At 73.4% G+C, this 13,323-nt stretch carries 13 protein-coding genes; 6 read left to right on the forward strand and 7 right to left on the reverse strand.

The genetic code is table 11. The features are described from left to right. Positions 1–132 precede the first annotated feature (132 nt). Positions 133–351, forward strand: a complete 219-nt coding sequence (locus tag QUV83_RS13905) for a DUF6458 family protein (protein ID WP_289565353.1) — start codon at positions 133–135, stop codon at positions 349–351. Positions 352–426: 75 nt separating this feature from the next. Here QUV83_RS13905 and QUV83_RS13910 read toward each other — a convergent pair whose 3' ends face one another. After that, the gene (locus tag QUV83_RS13910; RefSeq protein WP_289565354.1) at positions 427–1,584 is read right to left on the reverse strand and encodes a lytic polysaccharide monooxygenase; all 1,158 of its coding nucleotides are present in this window, start codon (positions 1,582–1,584) and stop codon (positions 427–429) included. A gap of 442 nt (positions 1,585–2,026) precedes the next feature. Between QUV83_RS13910 and QUV83_RS13915 the strand changes: the two genes are divergently transcribed. From QUV83_RS13915 to QUV83_RS13925, 3 genes are all read left to right on the forward strand, one after another. Next, entirely contained in the window at positions 2,027–3,064 is a 1,038-nt protein-coding gene (locus tag QUV83_RS13915; protein WP_354003949.1) for a hypothetical protein, read from the forward strand. Between the two features lie 451 nt (positions 3,065–3,515). After that, positions 3,516–3,758: a hypothetical protein gene (locus tag QUV83_RS13920; protein WP_289565356.1), complete on the forward strand. Its 243-nt coding sequence runs from the start codon at positions 3,516–3,518 to the stop codon at positions 3,756–3,758. Positions 3,759–3,850: 92 nt separating this feature from the next. Then, positions 3,851–5,809: an NHL domain-containing thioredoxin family protein gene (locus tag QUV83_RS13925; RefSeq protein WP_436231925.1), complete on the forward strand. Its 1,959-nt coding sequence runs from the start codon at positions 3,851–3,853 to the stop codon at positions 5,807–5,809. Positions 5,810–5,860: 51 nt separating this feature from the next. On the opposite strand, the gene QUV83_RS13930 is transcribed toward QUV83_RS13925, so the two are convergent. Together QUV83_RS13930 and QUV83_RS13935 are read right to left on the reverse strand one after the other, a co-directional pair. Further along, positions 5,861–7,252: a GGDEF domain-containing protein gene (locus tag QUV83_RS13930; RefSeq protein WP_289565359.1), complete on the reverse strand. Its 1,392-nt coding sequence runs from the start codon at positions 7,250–7,252 to the stop codon at positions 5,861–5,863. Between the two features lie 107 nt (positions 7,253–7,359). After that, positions 7,360–8,040, reverse strand: coding sequence for a heme oxygenase (biliverdin-producing) (locus tag QUV83_RS13935; RefSeq protein WP_289565361.1), 681 nt, complete (start codon positions 8,038–8,040; stop codon positions 7,360–7,362). 170 nt (positions 8,041–8,210) lie between these two features. On the opposite strand from QUV83_RS13935, the gene QUV83_RS13940 reads away from it, so the two are divergent. After that, positions 8,211–8,747 (forward strand): GNAT family N-acetyltransferase, encoded by a 537-nt coding sequence (locus QUV83_RS13940; RefSeq protein WP_289565363.1) that lies wholly within the window; start codon positions 8,211–8,213, stop codon positions 8,745–8,747. A gap of 21 nt (positions 8,748–8,768) precedes the next feature. On the opposite strand, the gene QUV83_RS13945 is transcribed toward QUV83_RS13940, so the two are convergent. The 4 genes from QUV83_RS13945 to QUV83_RS13960 form a co-directional block, all read right to left on the reverse strand. Beyond that, the gene (locus QUV83_RS13945) at positions 8,769–9,377 is read right to left on the reverse strand and encodes a TetR/AcrR family transcriptional regulator (protein ID WP_289565364.1); all 609 of its coding nucleotides are present in this window, start codon (positions 9,375–9,377) and stop codon (positions 8,769–8,771) included. Between the two features lie 72 nt (positions 9,378–9,449). Continuing rightward, positions 9,450–10,211 (reverse strand): heme ABC transporter ATP-binding protein, encoded by a 762-nt coding sequence (locus tag QUV83_RS13950; protein ID WP_289565501.1) that lies wholly within the window; start codon positions 10,209–10,211, stop codon positions 9,450–9,452. 65 nt (positions 10,212–10,276) lie between these two features. After that, complete coding sequence (locus QUV83_RS13955; protein ID WP_289565366.1) at positions 10,277–11,383, reverse strand: FecCD family ABC transporter permease; 1,107 nt, start codon at positions 11,381–11,383, stop codon at positions 10,277–10,279. Further along, positions 11,380–12,423, reverse strand: coding sequence for a heme/hemin ABC transporter substrate-binding protein (locus tag QUV83_RS13960; protein WP_289565368.1), 1,044 nt, complete (start codon positions 12,421–12,423; stop codon positions 11,380–11,382). The genes QUV83_RS13955 and QUV83_RS13960 overlap by 4 nt, the downstream gene beginning before the upstream one ends. Before the next feature lie 94 nt (positions 12,424–12,517). On the opposite strand from QUV83_RS13960, the gene QUV83_RS13965 reads away from it, so the two are divergent. Continuing rightward, positions 12,518–13,294, forward strand: coding sequence for a hypothetical protein (locus QUV83_RS13965; RefSeq protein ID WP_289565370.1), 777 nt, complete (start codon positions 12,518–12,520; stop codon positions 13,292–13,294). The last annotated feature ends 29 nt before the right edge of the window (positions 13,295–13,323 follow it).

Raw genomic sequence — 13,323 nt, forward strand, 5'->3', positions numbered from 1 at the left:
CCGGCGACCCTTTTCCGGCGAGCGCCGCACCACGCAGCAGCGCGTGGTGCGGCGCTCGCCGCGCGTCCGCCGTCGGCCAGGGCGAGACTCGACAGTGCGGGCGCCCGACGCCCGGCGCGAGAGGGGTCAGGCATGGGCATCGGCGGCGGCATCGTCCTCATCGTGATCGGCGCGACGCTCGCGTTCGCGGTCACCGACAACGTCCCCGGCGTCGACCTGACGATCGTGGGCTACATCTGCATGGGCGCAGGGCTGCTGGCGCTCATCCTGGCGATCATCTTCAACGCACAGCGCTCGCACACGAGCCACCGCGAGGTCATCGAGCGCCGGGACACGGGCTACCGGTACTGAGCGCCAGGCGACGCGCGCACGAGCGCCCGCCTCGCCGTGATGCGGGCGAGGCGGGCGCAGCGCGTTGCGAGCCGGTCAGGCCACGGTGCAGGCCGAGCCGTTGAGGGTCACGCCGGTGGGCGCGCCCGGGCCGTTGGTCGCGTTGGCCAAGAACCCGAAGCTCGTGGAGCCGTTCGCCGCGATCGTGCCGTTCCACGCGGCGGCTTTGGCGGTCACCACGGCGCCGGACTGCGTGGCTGTCGAGCTCCACGCCTGGCTGAGCTGCTCACCCTTGCTGAAGGTCCACTTCAGCTCCCAGTTGTTCACCGCCGAGCTGGAGCCGTTGCGCACGGTCACCTGGCCGACGAACCCGCCGTTCCACGCGTTCGTCGTGTCGAAGGTGACGGAGCAGCCCGAGGCGGGCGGCGTCGTCGGGGTGACGGTGGGCGTCGGGTTGACCGTCGGGGTCGGGGTCGGGTTCACGGTGGGGGTCGGCGTCGGGTTGACCGTCGGGGTCGGCGTCGGCGTCGGGTTCACCGTGGGCGTCGGGGTGGGGGTCGGGTTGACCGGGCCGCCCTGGAAGTTCACGTCCGAGCAGTTGTAGAACGCCTCGGGGCTGTCGGAGCGCTGCCAGATCGAGTAGATGATGTGGCGCCCCGACTTGTTCGGGAGCGTGGCGTTCCAGTAGTACTCGGCGCCCTGGGGGCCGCCCTCGCGCAGCGGCGGGTTGGTCACCTCGTTGAACGGCGCGGCCTCCAGGTCGCTCCACTTCAGCGGCTGGCTGGGGTTCCACCCGTCCTTGGTGACGTACTGCGACCACGTGCCCGGGTGCCGTGCCCACGCGTTGTACTGCAGCGTGATGGTCGAGCCGGACTGCAGCGTGGTGGTCGGCCAGTCCGTGCCGCCCTTGCGGGCGCCGCTGAACGAGGCGAGCGGGCCGCACAGGTTGCCGTCGGGGATGATCGTGCGGTGCTGGCCGCCGGCGTTGCTCAGCAGGTTCCCGAACCAGTTGTAGAACGGGTAGTTGCCGTTCTCGGCGAGCATGTTCACGCAGGCGGGGTTGGTCGGGTTCAGCCCGCCGCCCACCCCGTTCTCGATGCCGTTGACGTAGCACGCGTAGGTGCGCGTGGCGGGGTAGGTGAGGCCACCGTGCGCCATCGCCGGTGACGTGGGCAAGGCGACTAACAGCGTCGCGGCCAAGGCCGTCGTCGCTGCCGCGGCGATGCGCCGCGCGAGCCTTCGGGCAGGGGACATGCGGGCTCCTCGGGGTGGATCGGCCGGTGGCCCGGGCACGGGCGCCGGGATGGAGGGTGTGCGGTCCGCCGGCGCCCGGTTCCGGTCCGTGCCGGCCGGCCACCCTCCCGGTCGTGCGTCGTCGCAGACGCGGAAGGCGCGGAGCGTGCGGTGTGCCGTCCCAGGGTCGGCGGGCATGGTCGGCCCGTCAACGAGCCGAAACGCTTCAGGTCGGCTGGGGCGATGACAGGCGCGCAGGTGTGCGTCTTGCATGCCCAGCTCATGCGAACTTCCCGGCCATTGAGCGCGCGCCGCTCTGGGGCATGTCGGCGCCACAGGGAACACTGGGGGGCTCGACCGGACGAAACCCCCACGGGGGCAGGGACCGGGCATCGGCGGACAGTGCGGCGCCGGGCCTGCCGGGCTCGGAGGGTACGCACGGAGGCGCGGTCAAGGGGGGCCCATGATGAACAGGGATGAGGCGCGCGAGGTCAAGGCGCAGCTCGCCGATTACGTGGACGAGCTGGTGCAGCGCCAAGGCCTGCAGCCACTCGACCTCGACGTCGCGACGGCGAGCGGTCCCACGCTGGGGCTCGGCCTCGCGCCGCGCGACGGCGGCGGGTACGCGATGGCCGTGCGCTACCGGCTCGGGGTGCCCGCCGTGCGGCGGCTCGCGCGCAAGGTCGTCGAGCAGGCCGGCCCCGCCGTCGACGTGCGCCGCACCGGCCGCATCCGGCCCGTCACCACCGGCCATGTCGCCGACGCCGAGAGTGGCGAGCAGCGCGCCGGGCAGCGGCTCCCCGTGGCGACCGCGCTCGCGGAGGGCGAGACCGGGCGGGCCCGCCCGCTGCGCCCCGGCGTCTCGATCGCCCATGTCGCCGTCACAGCCGGCACGCTGGGCGCCTTCGTGGTGCGCGACGGCGCCCTGCACGTCCTGTCCAACTTCCACGTGCTGGCCGGCACGCCGCGGGCGCAGATCGGGGACGTCATCGTGCAGCCGGGCCCCGCAGACGGCGGGGCGGCGCCGCGCGACCGTGTGGGAACCCTGGCCCAGTTGGTCCCGCTCGAGCGCGGGCGCAGCGCGACCGTCGACGCGGCGATCGCGCTCCTCGACGAGCAGGACGTGGACCTGCGGTACCCCGTGGGCCCGATCACCACCACCACAGTGGCGTTCGGCAACGAGGAGGTCGCGAAGATCGGTCGCACCACGGCGGTCACCACCGGGCGTGTCACGGCCATCGAGCTGGACGACGTGGTGGTCGGCTACGGCAACCCGCTGGGCAACCTGCGGTTCGACGACCAGATCGAGGTCGAGTCGACGGGGGCGGGCCCGTTCTCCCGGGGCGGGGACTCCGGGTCGCTGGTCTACCGGGCCGACGGGGTCGCGCTCGGGCTGCTTTTCGCGGGCAGCGAGACCGGCGGGTCGAATGGCTCAGGCCTGACGTACCTCAACCCGATCGACGCCGTGCTGTCGGCGCTGGGGGTCGAGCTCGCGAGCTGAGCGCCGCGGCGGGGCTCGTCCTCGGGCGAGCCCCGCGTTGCTGTGCTCAGCCGAAGAGGAGGGCGGCGGCGAGGGCGCCGGCCATGAGCCCGCCAGCCGCGACGATGAGCTTGACCCGAAGCGGGTGGCGGGGCGGTGCTGTGGCGCTGATGGTGTGACTCCATGCTCGGATCAAGGTGCGGCGGGATCGCCAGTCACCTGATCGGCCTTGCGCGCCGGGATGTGAGGGCTGAAGATGAGGCCCTTGGTCCTATCGAATCGATCAGGGCCGAGAATCCCGCAGCGCCGGATGCAACTGTCGTGCGACGTTCCATGGCGCGAGGACCCGGTTGCGGGAGACAATGATCTGGACAGGCGTATCACCACCCGATCGAACCGTTCCGAGTGTCTGGGCGCCCCACCCGTCTTTTCGCGGGCGCGCAGGCGGATGTCGAGACGTGAGGCGTACACCATGGCGGACCTGCAGCAGGCACGCGCAGCCAAAGAACGGTTGCGGAGCGAGCTTCGCGAGCGCTCCGGGGTGAGCGGGATCGGCCTGACCACCGACGACGACGGCTACGCCGTCCAGGTCAACGTGCAGCGCCGCAACGACGCCGCCATGCTCCCCCAGAGTGTCGACGGGGTGCGGGTCCAGGTCCGCGTCGTCGGCCCGGTCTCCGCCCAGCCGCGCCCCACGCGGCTGCGCACCGTCTGACCTCCTCCGCCTGGGACCGGCTCGTCCCCTGAGACAACCAGCGGTCACTTCCGCGCCGTGGGCGCGGGGTCGTGTTGACTACCGCCGTGACCGTGACTCCTCGTCTTCCCCGAGTCCGCGCCTCCGAGCTGACCGGCCGCGGCTGGCTCAACACCGGCGGCGTCGACCTGACGCTCTCCGGCCTGCGCGGCAAGATCGTGCTGCTCGACTTCTGGACGTTCTGCTGCATCAACTGCCTGCACGTCCTCGACGAGCTGCGCGAGCTCGAGGCGCAGTACCGAGACGTGCTCGTGGTGATCGGCGTGCACTCCCCGAAGTTCGTGCATGAGGCGGACCCGGTGGCGTTGGCCGCCGCGGTGGACCGCTACGAGGTGCATCACCCGGTCCTCGACGACCCGAACCTGACCACGTGGTCGGCTTACACGGCGCGGGCCTGGCCGACGCTCGTCGTCATCGACCCCGAGGGGTACGTCGTCGCCCAGATGGCCGGCGAGGGGCACAAGAACAACGTGGCCCTGCTGCTCCGCGACCTCGTCGCCGAGCATGAGGCCAAGGGCACGCTGCACCGCGGCGACGGACCCTACGTGCCCCCGGCGCCCACCTCCACGACGCTGCGCTTCCCCGCCAAGGCGATCACGCTGCCGGACGGCCGCCTGCTCGTCGCCGACGCCGGCCACCACTCGCTCGCCGAGCTCGAGGCCGACGGCGAGACCCTCGTGCGGCGCATCGGCTCCGGCCGGCGCGGCCTGCTCGACGGCGACGCCGCCACCGCCCAGTTCAGCGAGCCCAACGGCCTGGCCCTGGTGCCCGACGAGCTGCGCGCCGCCGTCGGCTACGACGTGCTCGTCGCGGACACCGTCAACCACGCGCTGCGCGGAGTGCGACTGTCCGACGGCGCCGTGACGACAGTGGCGGGAACCGGCGAGCAGTACATGGTGGGCGCGGCGGACAACGTGGCCGCGCGCGACGGCGACGAGTCGCAGGCCGACCGATCAGGGCTCCGCTACGACGGCCCCGCACTCGACGTCCGGCTGTCCTCGCCGTGGGACGTCGTGTGGTCGCCTGCCGCGTCGGCGTTCGTGGTGGCCATGGCCGGCAATCACACGCTGTGGGCCTTCGACCCGGTGACAGGCCGCATCACGCACCTGGCCGGCACCATGAACGAGGGGCTCGTGGACGGGCCCGCCGACGAGGCGTGGTTCGCCCAGACCTCCGGACTCGCCGTCGACCAGGACGGCCGCGTGTGGCTCGCCGACTCCGAGGTCTCCGCGCTGCGCAGCCTCGACCTGCCGGGCACGCCCGCGGCCGGCGACGCGACGCAGCCCGTGGTCGGCACCTCGGCGGGCGCCGGGCTCTTCGACTTCGGCCACCGCGACGGCCCCGCCGACCAGGCGCTGCTGCAGCACCCGCTCGGTGTCGCGGTGCTGCCCGACGGTTCCATCGCGATCGCCGACACCTACAACGGCGCCGTCCGCCGCCACGTGCCCGGCCGCGCGGCCGATGGGTCCCCGGCCGGGCCCGGCGAGGTCACGACCCTCGCCACCGGCCTCGCCGAGCCGTCCGACATCGTGGTCCTCACCGAGGGCGACGGCGTGCAGCTCCTCGTCGTCGAGTCGGCGGCGCACCGGCTCACGCGCGTGCCGCTGCCGGCCACCCTTGCCGGGCAGATCCTCGACGCGGGCGCCCACCGCACCCAGCGGCCGGTCACCGACCTGGCGCCCGGGGCGGTGCGGCTCGACGTGGTGTTCACCCCTGCCGCCGGGCAGAAGTACGACGACCGCTACGGCCCGTCCACCCGGCTGCAGGTCTCCTCGACGCCCCCCGAGCTGCTGCTCGACGGCGCCGGGGACGACGTGCCGCTCGAGCGCGTGCTGCGCCTCAACCCGGACGTCGCCGAGGGCGTGCTGCACGTGACGGCCCACGCCGCGAGCTGCGACGCCGACCCCGCCATCGAGTACCCGGCCTGCCACCTGAACGCGCAGGACTGGGGGGTGCCGGTGCGGATCACCGCCGGCGCCGCGGATGTGCTGACCCTGCCGCTGCACGGCTGACCGGGCGACGGCCCCGCGGTCAACGCGGGGCCGTCACTCAACGGCCAACGCTCAGCGGGCGCCGTGGATCGCCACGTCGATCAGCGCCTGCAGGGCCTCGGTGAGGGAGTCAGTGGCGTCGTCGGGCGCTGTCGTCTCGACCTGCACGACCCACGGCGCGTGCTCGACTGTCAGGGTCTGGCGGTCGCCGGGCTCATCCGAGGGGGTGCCGCCGCGCGCGACGGCCGCGGGCATCCCGTCGGTGTCGCGCAGGACCGTCCAGGTGGACCCGCCGAGCGCGGCCGCGGCGGCGCCGGCGAGTGCGCAGAGCCGGGTGACCTCGCCGGTCTGGGCGGCGAGGACTGCGGCGACGACGGCGGTGATGAGCCGGTCGACGGTGACGGCGGACTCGGCGTTACGCCGCTCGAGGGCCTTCGCGGCGCGGGCCCGGCTGCGCTTGGCCTGGTACTGGGCGGCGTCGGCACGGCGGAAGAGGGTGCGGGTGCCGTCGGCGTGCCCGTCGGCGGTGGACGCGATGCCCCAGGAGATCGCGGCGCCGTGCGGCAGCGGGTAGGTGGCCAGCGCCCGCGCGACCGCCTGGCTCACCGTGGCGCGGGCGTGGCCCCCGGTGACGAGGCTGAACTCGTCGCCGCCGAGCCGTGCGGCGGTGGAGCCCGGCAGGTCGTCTTGGATGCGGCGCAGCACGTCGGCGACGGCGCGCAGCAGGTCGTCGCCGGCGTCGTGGCCGAGCTCGTCGTTGACGCGCTTGAGCCCGTCCACGTCGCACATCACGATGCAGGTCTCGCCCTCGGCGTCGAGCGCGGCCTGTGCGGCGTGGTCGGCGACTCGGCGGTTGCCCAGGCCGGTGAGCGGATCGTCCGACACGAGGTGGCGCACCTGGTCCTCGAGGTCGACGCGGGCGACGGCGCCCGCGATGAGCCCGGCGAGCACCTCGGCGGTGGCGACGTCGTCGATCTCGAACAGCGCTTGGTCGACCCCGCGCGCGGCGTAGACCTGACCCCAGACGAACTCGTTGACGATGATCGGCGCGGCGAGCCCGGAGCTGAGTCCGAAGGCCCGGAGCGAGTCGGCCTCGACCTCGTCGCCGACCTCGAGGTCGCTCACGAACTCGGGGGAGTGCGCCACCCAGCTCGCCCGGTCGCGGAGCAGCTTGCGCAGCGCGGGGCGGTCCTCGGCGCGGAATGTCGAGCCGGCGGCGAGCATCTGGTCGGGGGCGTCCGGGTTGGTGGCGAGCACGCTGCACGTGTCCTGTTCGATGCGGCAGATCGCGCAGGCTCGGGCGTCCAGCACCTCGCGGGCGTGGGTCGCGGCGACCTCGGCCACCTCGGCGAGGGTGCGGCACCGGTCGAGGCGGTGCGCGGCCACCGCGAGCTGACGCACGGCGCTGGTCAGTGCGGTGGCGCCCGTCAGGGCCCCTGCTGGTCGCGCCTGTGTGCCGGTCACGTGGCCATCATCCGACACACAGGGCGGCGCGCAAGGGTGTCGTCACCTTTTTGGCCGTGTGAGCATCCACATGTGGACCCCAAGAGGCGCATCTGCCGCGGAACGCCTCAGCGCAGGTGCAGCTCTCCGAGCTCCGCGAACAGCGCACGGTTGTGCTCGAAGGCGTGCTTGGCCTCGGTGACGGCCGCTGCGCGCGCGTCCTCGTCGAGGTCGAGGGCGTCGAGGCGATCCCGGTAGGCGTCCTTGAAGGGCTTCGGCTTGGGGATCTCCGCGAAGTGGTAGAAGCTCACGCCCTCGGCCTCGAAGCCGTAGTGCCGCTGCAGCATGCGCTGGATGATCTGCCCGCCGGAGAGGTCGCCCAGGTAACGGGTGTACGCGTGCGCGGCGTAGGCGGCGAGCGACGTGCCGGTCTCGCGCAGGCGGGCCGCGTACCGCTCGGTGGCGGGCAGCACCCGCATCTGCTGGGCCCAGTCGGGGCCGAGCAGGAACGCGAGGTCGGCCTCGATGGACGGGACGCGGGTCAGCTCGTCGAAGACGATGGCGTCGCCGCCGGGCAGGGCGCGGATCTGGGCGCTCGCGGCCTCGAGGGCGGTGTAGATCGCGTGCTGCTGCACGGCCAGGTCGGTGTACGCGGCGCGGTCCAGGCGCCCGGCCATGAGCGACTCGACGAATCCCATCTGCTCGGCCGCCTCGTGCTCGGTGCGGGTGCCCTCGCGCAGCAGGGTCGACAGGGGTGTGGTCGCGGGCAGGCCCTGCTCCACGGCGAGGGGGTCGGTCGTGGTGGTCACAGCGGTCTCCCTGGGGCGGCGAGAAGTCTTTGATGACAGGTCGTCAGGACGTGCTCAGGGGAACTGTAACCGACGAAGGTAAGGCTTGCCTACATGCGTCCATGGCGGGCTTGGCGACGGGCCCACCGATGGCGGGCGCCAGGGCTCGCGAGCATCGTGGGAGGGTGACGATGCGGATCAGGCTGGCGCACGCGGATGAGTGGCCCGCGGTGCTCGCCGTCGTGCGCGAGGCCTTCGCGGCCACCGACCCGCGTTACACCGAGCTCGTGGAGCGCATCCACGACTCCGCCGACTTCGTCCCGCAACTGTCCTTCGTCGCGGAGCTGGACGGCGTGCTGACGGGCAACGTCATCCTCAGCAAGATCCCGCTGCACACCGCGACGGGCGACGTGCAGGCGCGGCTGCTGTCAGAGTTCGCGGTGCTCCCCGAGCACCGCCACCACGGCGTCGGGGCGGCGCTGATTCGCAACGCCCTGCGGGGCGCCGAGCGTGGCACGGCCTCGATGGTGCTCGCCGCCGGCCCGCCGTCCTACTTCCAGCAGTTCGGCTTCCGCCGGTCCTCCGACCTGGGCGTGATGCCGCCGAACGACACCATCTCCGACAGGGACTTCCAGATGGTGCCGCTCCCGCAGTACAACCCTGCGGAAGACCGTGGGCTCACCGCCCTGCCGGCGTACTTCGGGGAGTCGGGCGTCCGCTGGCCCTGACCTCCCCGCGGCGCCGGCCGATCAGGCGGCGGCCAGGTCCCGCGCGCCGACTGCCCGCAGCACGAACGTCACCGTCGAGTCGAGCGCGCGATCCCGCGCCGGGCCGTCCGCCTCGGGCACGCTGCGGCTGGACAGGCACGCGTTGACCAGCGGCACCGTCGTGTCGATGTCCTGCTCGGCGAACTCGCCGGTGTCGATGCCCGCCCGCAGGATGCGCCGCAGGATCTGCTCGACCAGCACCACGTGCTCGCGGACGCGCTGCTGCGTGGCACGGGAGAGCACCGAGCGCAGGTCCGGCCCGGGGGCCAGGTGGTAGACGCGCTTGAGCTGCGCCTGCGCGAAGACGTAGGCGCGGAGCTGGTCGGTGGGGTCGTCGATGTCCTCGAGCGAGCGTTCCAGCGTCGCGACGTACTGCTCGGTCTCGTCGGTGATGAACGCGACGAGCAGCGACTCCTTGTCGGGGAAGTGGTTGTAGACGGCGGTGCGGCCCACACCGGCCGCGGCGGCGATGTCAGCGAGGGTGATCGCGTCGAAGCCGCGCTCCTCCATCAGCGTTGAGAGCGCCGCGAACAACTTGTGGCGTGTCTGCTCGCGGTGCTCGTGCAGAGATCCACCGATGATCTTGGGCATGCTGACATTCTCCCACCATGTGTCAGGTAGTCCGGCCACCGAGGGCGGCGCGGCGCTGCGCGGCGTCCAGGCTCAACGCACCGGCAAGATGACCTGTCGTGAGGTGCGCGGGTGGTCGAAGACGTCCACCGGGTACTCGTAGACCTCGCTGAGCAACTCGGCGGTGAGCGCCTCGGCAGGCGGCCCGTCCGCCACGACCTGGCCTCTGGCCAGCACCGTCACCTGATCCGCATACGCCGCCGCGAGCCCCAGGTCGTGCACCACCACCACGACGGCGCCGCCCTCGCGCGCATGCCGCTGCGCGAGTTGGAGCACCAGCTCCTGATGGCGCAGGTCCAGGGCTGCCGTCGGCTCGTCGAGCAGCAGCACGCCGGTGCGCTGGGCGAGCACCCGGGCGAGGGCGGCCCGCGCGCGCTCGCCACCCGAGAGCTCCGTGAACTGGCGCTCCGCCAAGTGCGTCACGTCGGCGGCGGCCAGCGCCTGCGCCACGGCGTCGTCGTCCTCCAGGTCGAGCGGGGTGCCACGCCACGGCGCCCGGCCCATCCGCACCACCTCGGTCACGGTGAACGGGAACGAGACGCCCACCTGCTGGAGCAGCACGGCCCGGCGCAGCGCCAGCTCGACGGTGCTCCAGTGCCCCAGCGGGCGCCCGTCGATCTCCACGGCTCCGGCGGACGGCGCCAGGTCGCCCGTGAGGACGCCGAGCAGCGACGACTTCCCGGCGCCGTTGGGGCCCAGCAGCGCCCGCACCTCGCCGGCGCGGACGTCCAGGTCGACGCCCTGGAGCACCTCGCCGGCGCCGCGGGTCAGGTGCGCCCCCCGCACCCGGGCCATCAGCTCGCCCGGCGCCGGGGGCGACGGCAGCTGGGCTGGCCGCCGCCAGAACAGCCCGCGCGCGCTCACGCCCAGCCGCCCTGCGTGGCGCGGGTGCGGCGCAGCAGCCAGAAGAAGAACGGGCCGCCCACCAACGACGTGAGCATGCCCAACGGCAGGTCCGCGTTGGCGATGGCTGTGCGGGCCACCAGATCGGCCACGAGCAGCACCAGGGCGCCGCCCAGCGCCGACCCCGGGACCAGCAGCCGGTGCCCGGGACCCGCGAGGATCCGGACCAAGTGCGGCACCACCAGCCCGACGAACGCGATGATGCCGGTGAACGCCACCCCGGAGGCGACGAGCACCGCGACCAGCACGATGACCCCCTGCCGGAGTCGTTCCACGTTGACGCCCAGGTGCCGGGCCGCGCGCTCGCCCAAGGACAACAGGTCCAGCCGGCGGGACAGCGCCATCGCGATGGCGAGGCCCACGATCACCAGCGGGGCGACGATCGCCACCGACGACCAGGACGAGCCGTTCAGCGACCCGAGCTGCCAGAAGACGATCTGCTCGCGTGCGGCGGGCGAGGCGATGAAGGTGAAGAAGGCCAGCAGCCCGCCCGCGAACGCGTTGATCGCGACGCCGGTGAGCACCAGCGTGACGACCTCGGTGCGGCCGCCCGACCGGGACAGCCCATACACCGCGAACGTGGTGATGAGGCCGCCGACGAACGCCGCCGCCGCGACCCACGGGCCCGCGGTGAGCGCGCCGCCGAAGACGATGACCGCGCACGCCCCGACTGCCGCGCCGGAGGACACCCCGATGATCCCGGGCTCGGCGAGCGGGTTGGCGAAGACGCCCTGCATCAGCGCGCCCGCGCAGCCGAGCGCGGCGCCCACCAGCAGCGCGAGCGTGATGCGGGGGAACCGCACCAGCCACAGCGTGTTCTCGCCCTGGGGGTGGCTCGGCAGCGGGCCCACGTCCAGGCCGACGCGGTGCAGCAGCGAGCCCAGCACCTCCGCGGGCGGGATGCGGACCTGCCCGACGCCCGCGGCCACGACCGCCGCGGCGAGCACGCCGACGGCCAGCAGGATCAGCAGCAGGCGCCCACGGCGACGGCTCGACGCGGTGGCGGACGAGTCAGGGGCACTGGGCGCCGCCGGCTTGGCCGGGGCGGCGACGTCGGCCGTCATCGGGCGGTGCCGTAGACGGCTTCGGCCAGGGCGAGCACCGTGGCGCCGGTGCGCGGGCCGAAGCTCAGCAGGGTGGTGTCGCTCATGTCGACCACGCGCCGGTTCTCGCCGGCGGGGGTCTGCGCGATCCCTGTGATGCCCAGCAGCCCGTCGACGCCGCCCACCGAGTTCAGGCCCTCAGAGAGCATGAGGATGACATCCGGCGCGGAGCTGATGAGCGCCTCGCTGGTCAGGTTCACGAAGGGACGGTCGAGGCCCACGTCGGTGCCGACGTCGACGGCGCCGATGGCCTGGATCATCGCGTCCGCCCCCGAGCCCGGGCCGCCCAGCAGGTACACCCCGGCGGTGCCGCGCAGGTAGAGGAACGCGATGCGCGGCGCCTCGCCGTCGGAGGGCGCCAGCTCGACCGCGCTGGCGATCTCACCCTCGACGCGCTCGACGAGCGCGGCGCCGTCGTCCGGCACGCCGAGGGCGGCGGCCACCGCGGCGATCTGCGGGCCGATGCCCTCGAGGGTGCGCTCGGGGTCGAAGTAGACGACGGGGATGCCGGCCGCGCGGAGCTGGGCCTGCACCTCCGACGGGCCGATGGAAGTGTCGGTGAGGATCACCGTCGGGTTCAGCGCGAGGATCGACTCCGCGTTGAGGTCGTGGCCTGCGGCCGAGACGAGCGGGACGTCGGCGGCCTCCGCGAACCCGGTCGCCCGGTCGCGCCCGACCACGTTGTCGCCGAGGCCCAGGGTGTAGACGATCTCGCCGAGCGTGCCGTAGAGGTCCACGGCGATGATCCGGCTCACGTCGGTGACGGTGACGTCCACGCCGTCGAAGGAGCGCACGGTCACCGGGAGCTGCGGCTGCGGGTCGGTGGTGATGGGGCGGATGCTCGCGTCCTCCACGACAGCGGTCGCGGGGCCGAGGGAGGAGGCCGCGCTCGCGGGCGGGGCCGCGTCGGCGGCGGTGCAGCCGACCAGGAGCACGGCGCTCAGCAGTCCGGCGAGGGCGGAGAGTGCGGCGTTGCGCGGACGCATGCGTGCGCCATTCATCATGTCTCTCCTGGTCATCCGTGCCCCTGCACCGCCCTGCGGAGGTAAGGCTAACATTAGGAAGGTAAGCCTAAGTCGTAGTACGGTCCGGCTCGTGGAACGACGTGACCTCACCCGACGCCTCCTGGCTGTGACCGCCCTCGTCGCCTGTGCGATGACGGGCGCCACCGCCGCGTCCGCCGCACCGGCCGGAGACCTCACGGTCTCGCAGACCGACGGCCTCACGCCCGGGCAGGCCGTGACGGTGAGCGGCGCCGGATTCGACGAGTCCAAGGGGATCTACGTCGCCATCTGTGTCGACAACGGCCCGGGCGCCACACCCACGCCGTGCCTCGGCGGCGTCGACATGGAGGGGACCGCGGGCGGCTCCGCCTGGGTCTCCTCCAACCCGCCGAGCTACGCCGCGGGGCTGACGACGCCCTTCGGGCCCGGCGGCACGTTCGAGGTCACCCTGCCCGCCGTCGCCGAGGACGCCGTCGCCGGGGTGGACTGCCGCGAGGTCTCCTGCGCTGTGACCGTCCGCTACGACCACACCCGCGCGGACGACCGCACCGGGGACGTGCTCATCCCCATCACCTTCGCGGCCGACGGCGCCGCCGAGACCCCCGCCACCGAGACCCCCGCTGCCGACGCGACGCCCGCCGCCGAGCCGACAGAGGGCGTCGCCGACGAGGCCGAGAGCGCCGAGCCCGTCGACGCCACCGCCGAGGCTGACGAGGACACGGGCGTGAACGGCCCCCTCGTCGCCGGGGCGATCGGCGTCGTGCTCCTGGCTGCCATCGCCGGCGGCCTCCTGCTGGCCCGTCGCCATCGGGGGGCGCTCGCCGCCCAGGCCGCCGACGACGACCCGGCCAGCCCCCGCGCCAACTGACCGCCCGCACCACCCGCACCCTGCTCCAC

The sequence above is a fragment of the Cellulomonas cellasea genome, assembly GCF_030372105.1.
GTDB lineage: Bacteria > Actinomycetota > Actinomycetes > Actinomycetales > Cellulomonadaceae > Cellulomonas_A > Cellulomonas_A cellasea_A.

Bases quoted from the DNA above. Each gene is read 5' to 3' on its own strand.
- QUV83_RS13905 (WP_289565353.1), top strand. From the start codon at position 133: ATGGGCATCGGCGGCGGCATCGTCCTCATCGTGATCGGCGCGACGCTC.
- QUV83_RS13910 (WP_289565354.1), bottom strand. From the start codon at position 1,584: ATGTCCCCTGCCCGAAGGCTCGCGCGGCGCATCGCCGCGGCAGCGACG.
- QUV83_RS13915 (WP_354003949.1), top strand. From the start codon at position 2,027: ATGATGAACAGGGATGAGGCGCGCGAGGTCAAGGCGCAGCTCGCCGAT.
- QUV83_RS13920 (WP_289565356.1), top strand. From the start codon at position 3,516: ATGGCGGACCTGCAGCAGGCACGCGCAGCCAAAGAACGGTTGCGGAGC.
- QUV83_RS13940 (WP_289565363.1), top strand. From the start codon at position 8,211: ATGCGGATCAGGCTGGCGCACGCGGATGAGTGGCCCGCGGTGCTCGCC.
- QUV83_RS13945 (WP_289565364.1), bottom strand. From the start codon at position 9,377: ATGCCCAAGATCATCGGTGGATCTCTGCACGAGCACCGCGAGCAGACA.
- QUV83_RS13950 (WP_289565501.1), bottom strand. From the start codon at position 10,211: ATGGCCCGGGTGCGGGGGGCGCACCTGACCCGCGGCGCCGGCGAGGTG.
- QUV83_RS13955 (WP_289565366.1), bottom strand. From the start codon at position 11,383: ATGACGGCCGACGTCGCCGCCCCGGCCAAGCCGGCGGCGCCCAGTGCC.
- QUV83_RS13960 (WP_289565368.1), bottom strand. From the start codon at position 12,423: ATGAATGGCGCACGCATGCGTCCGCGCAACGCCGCACTCTCCGCCCTC.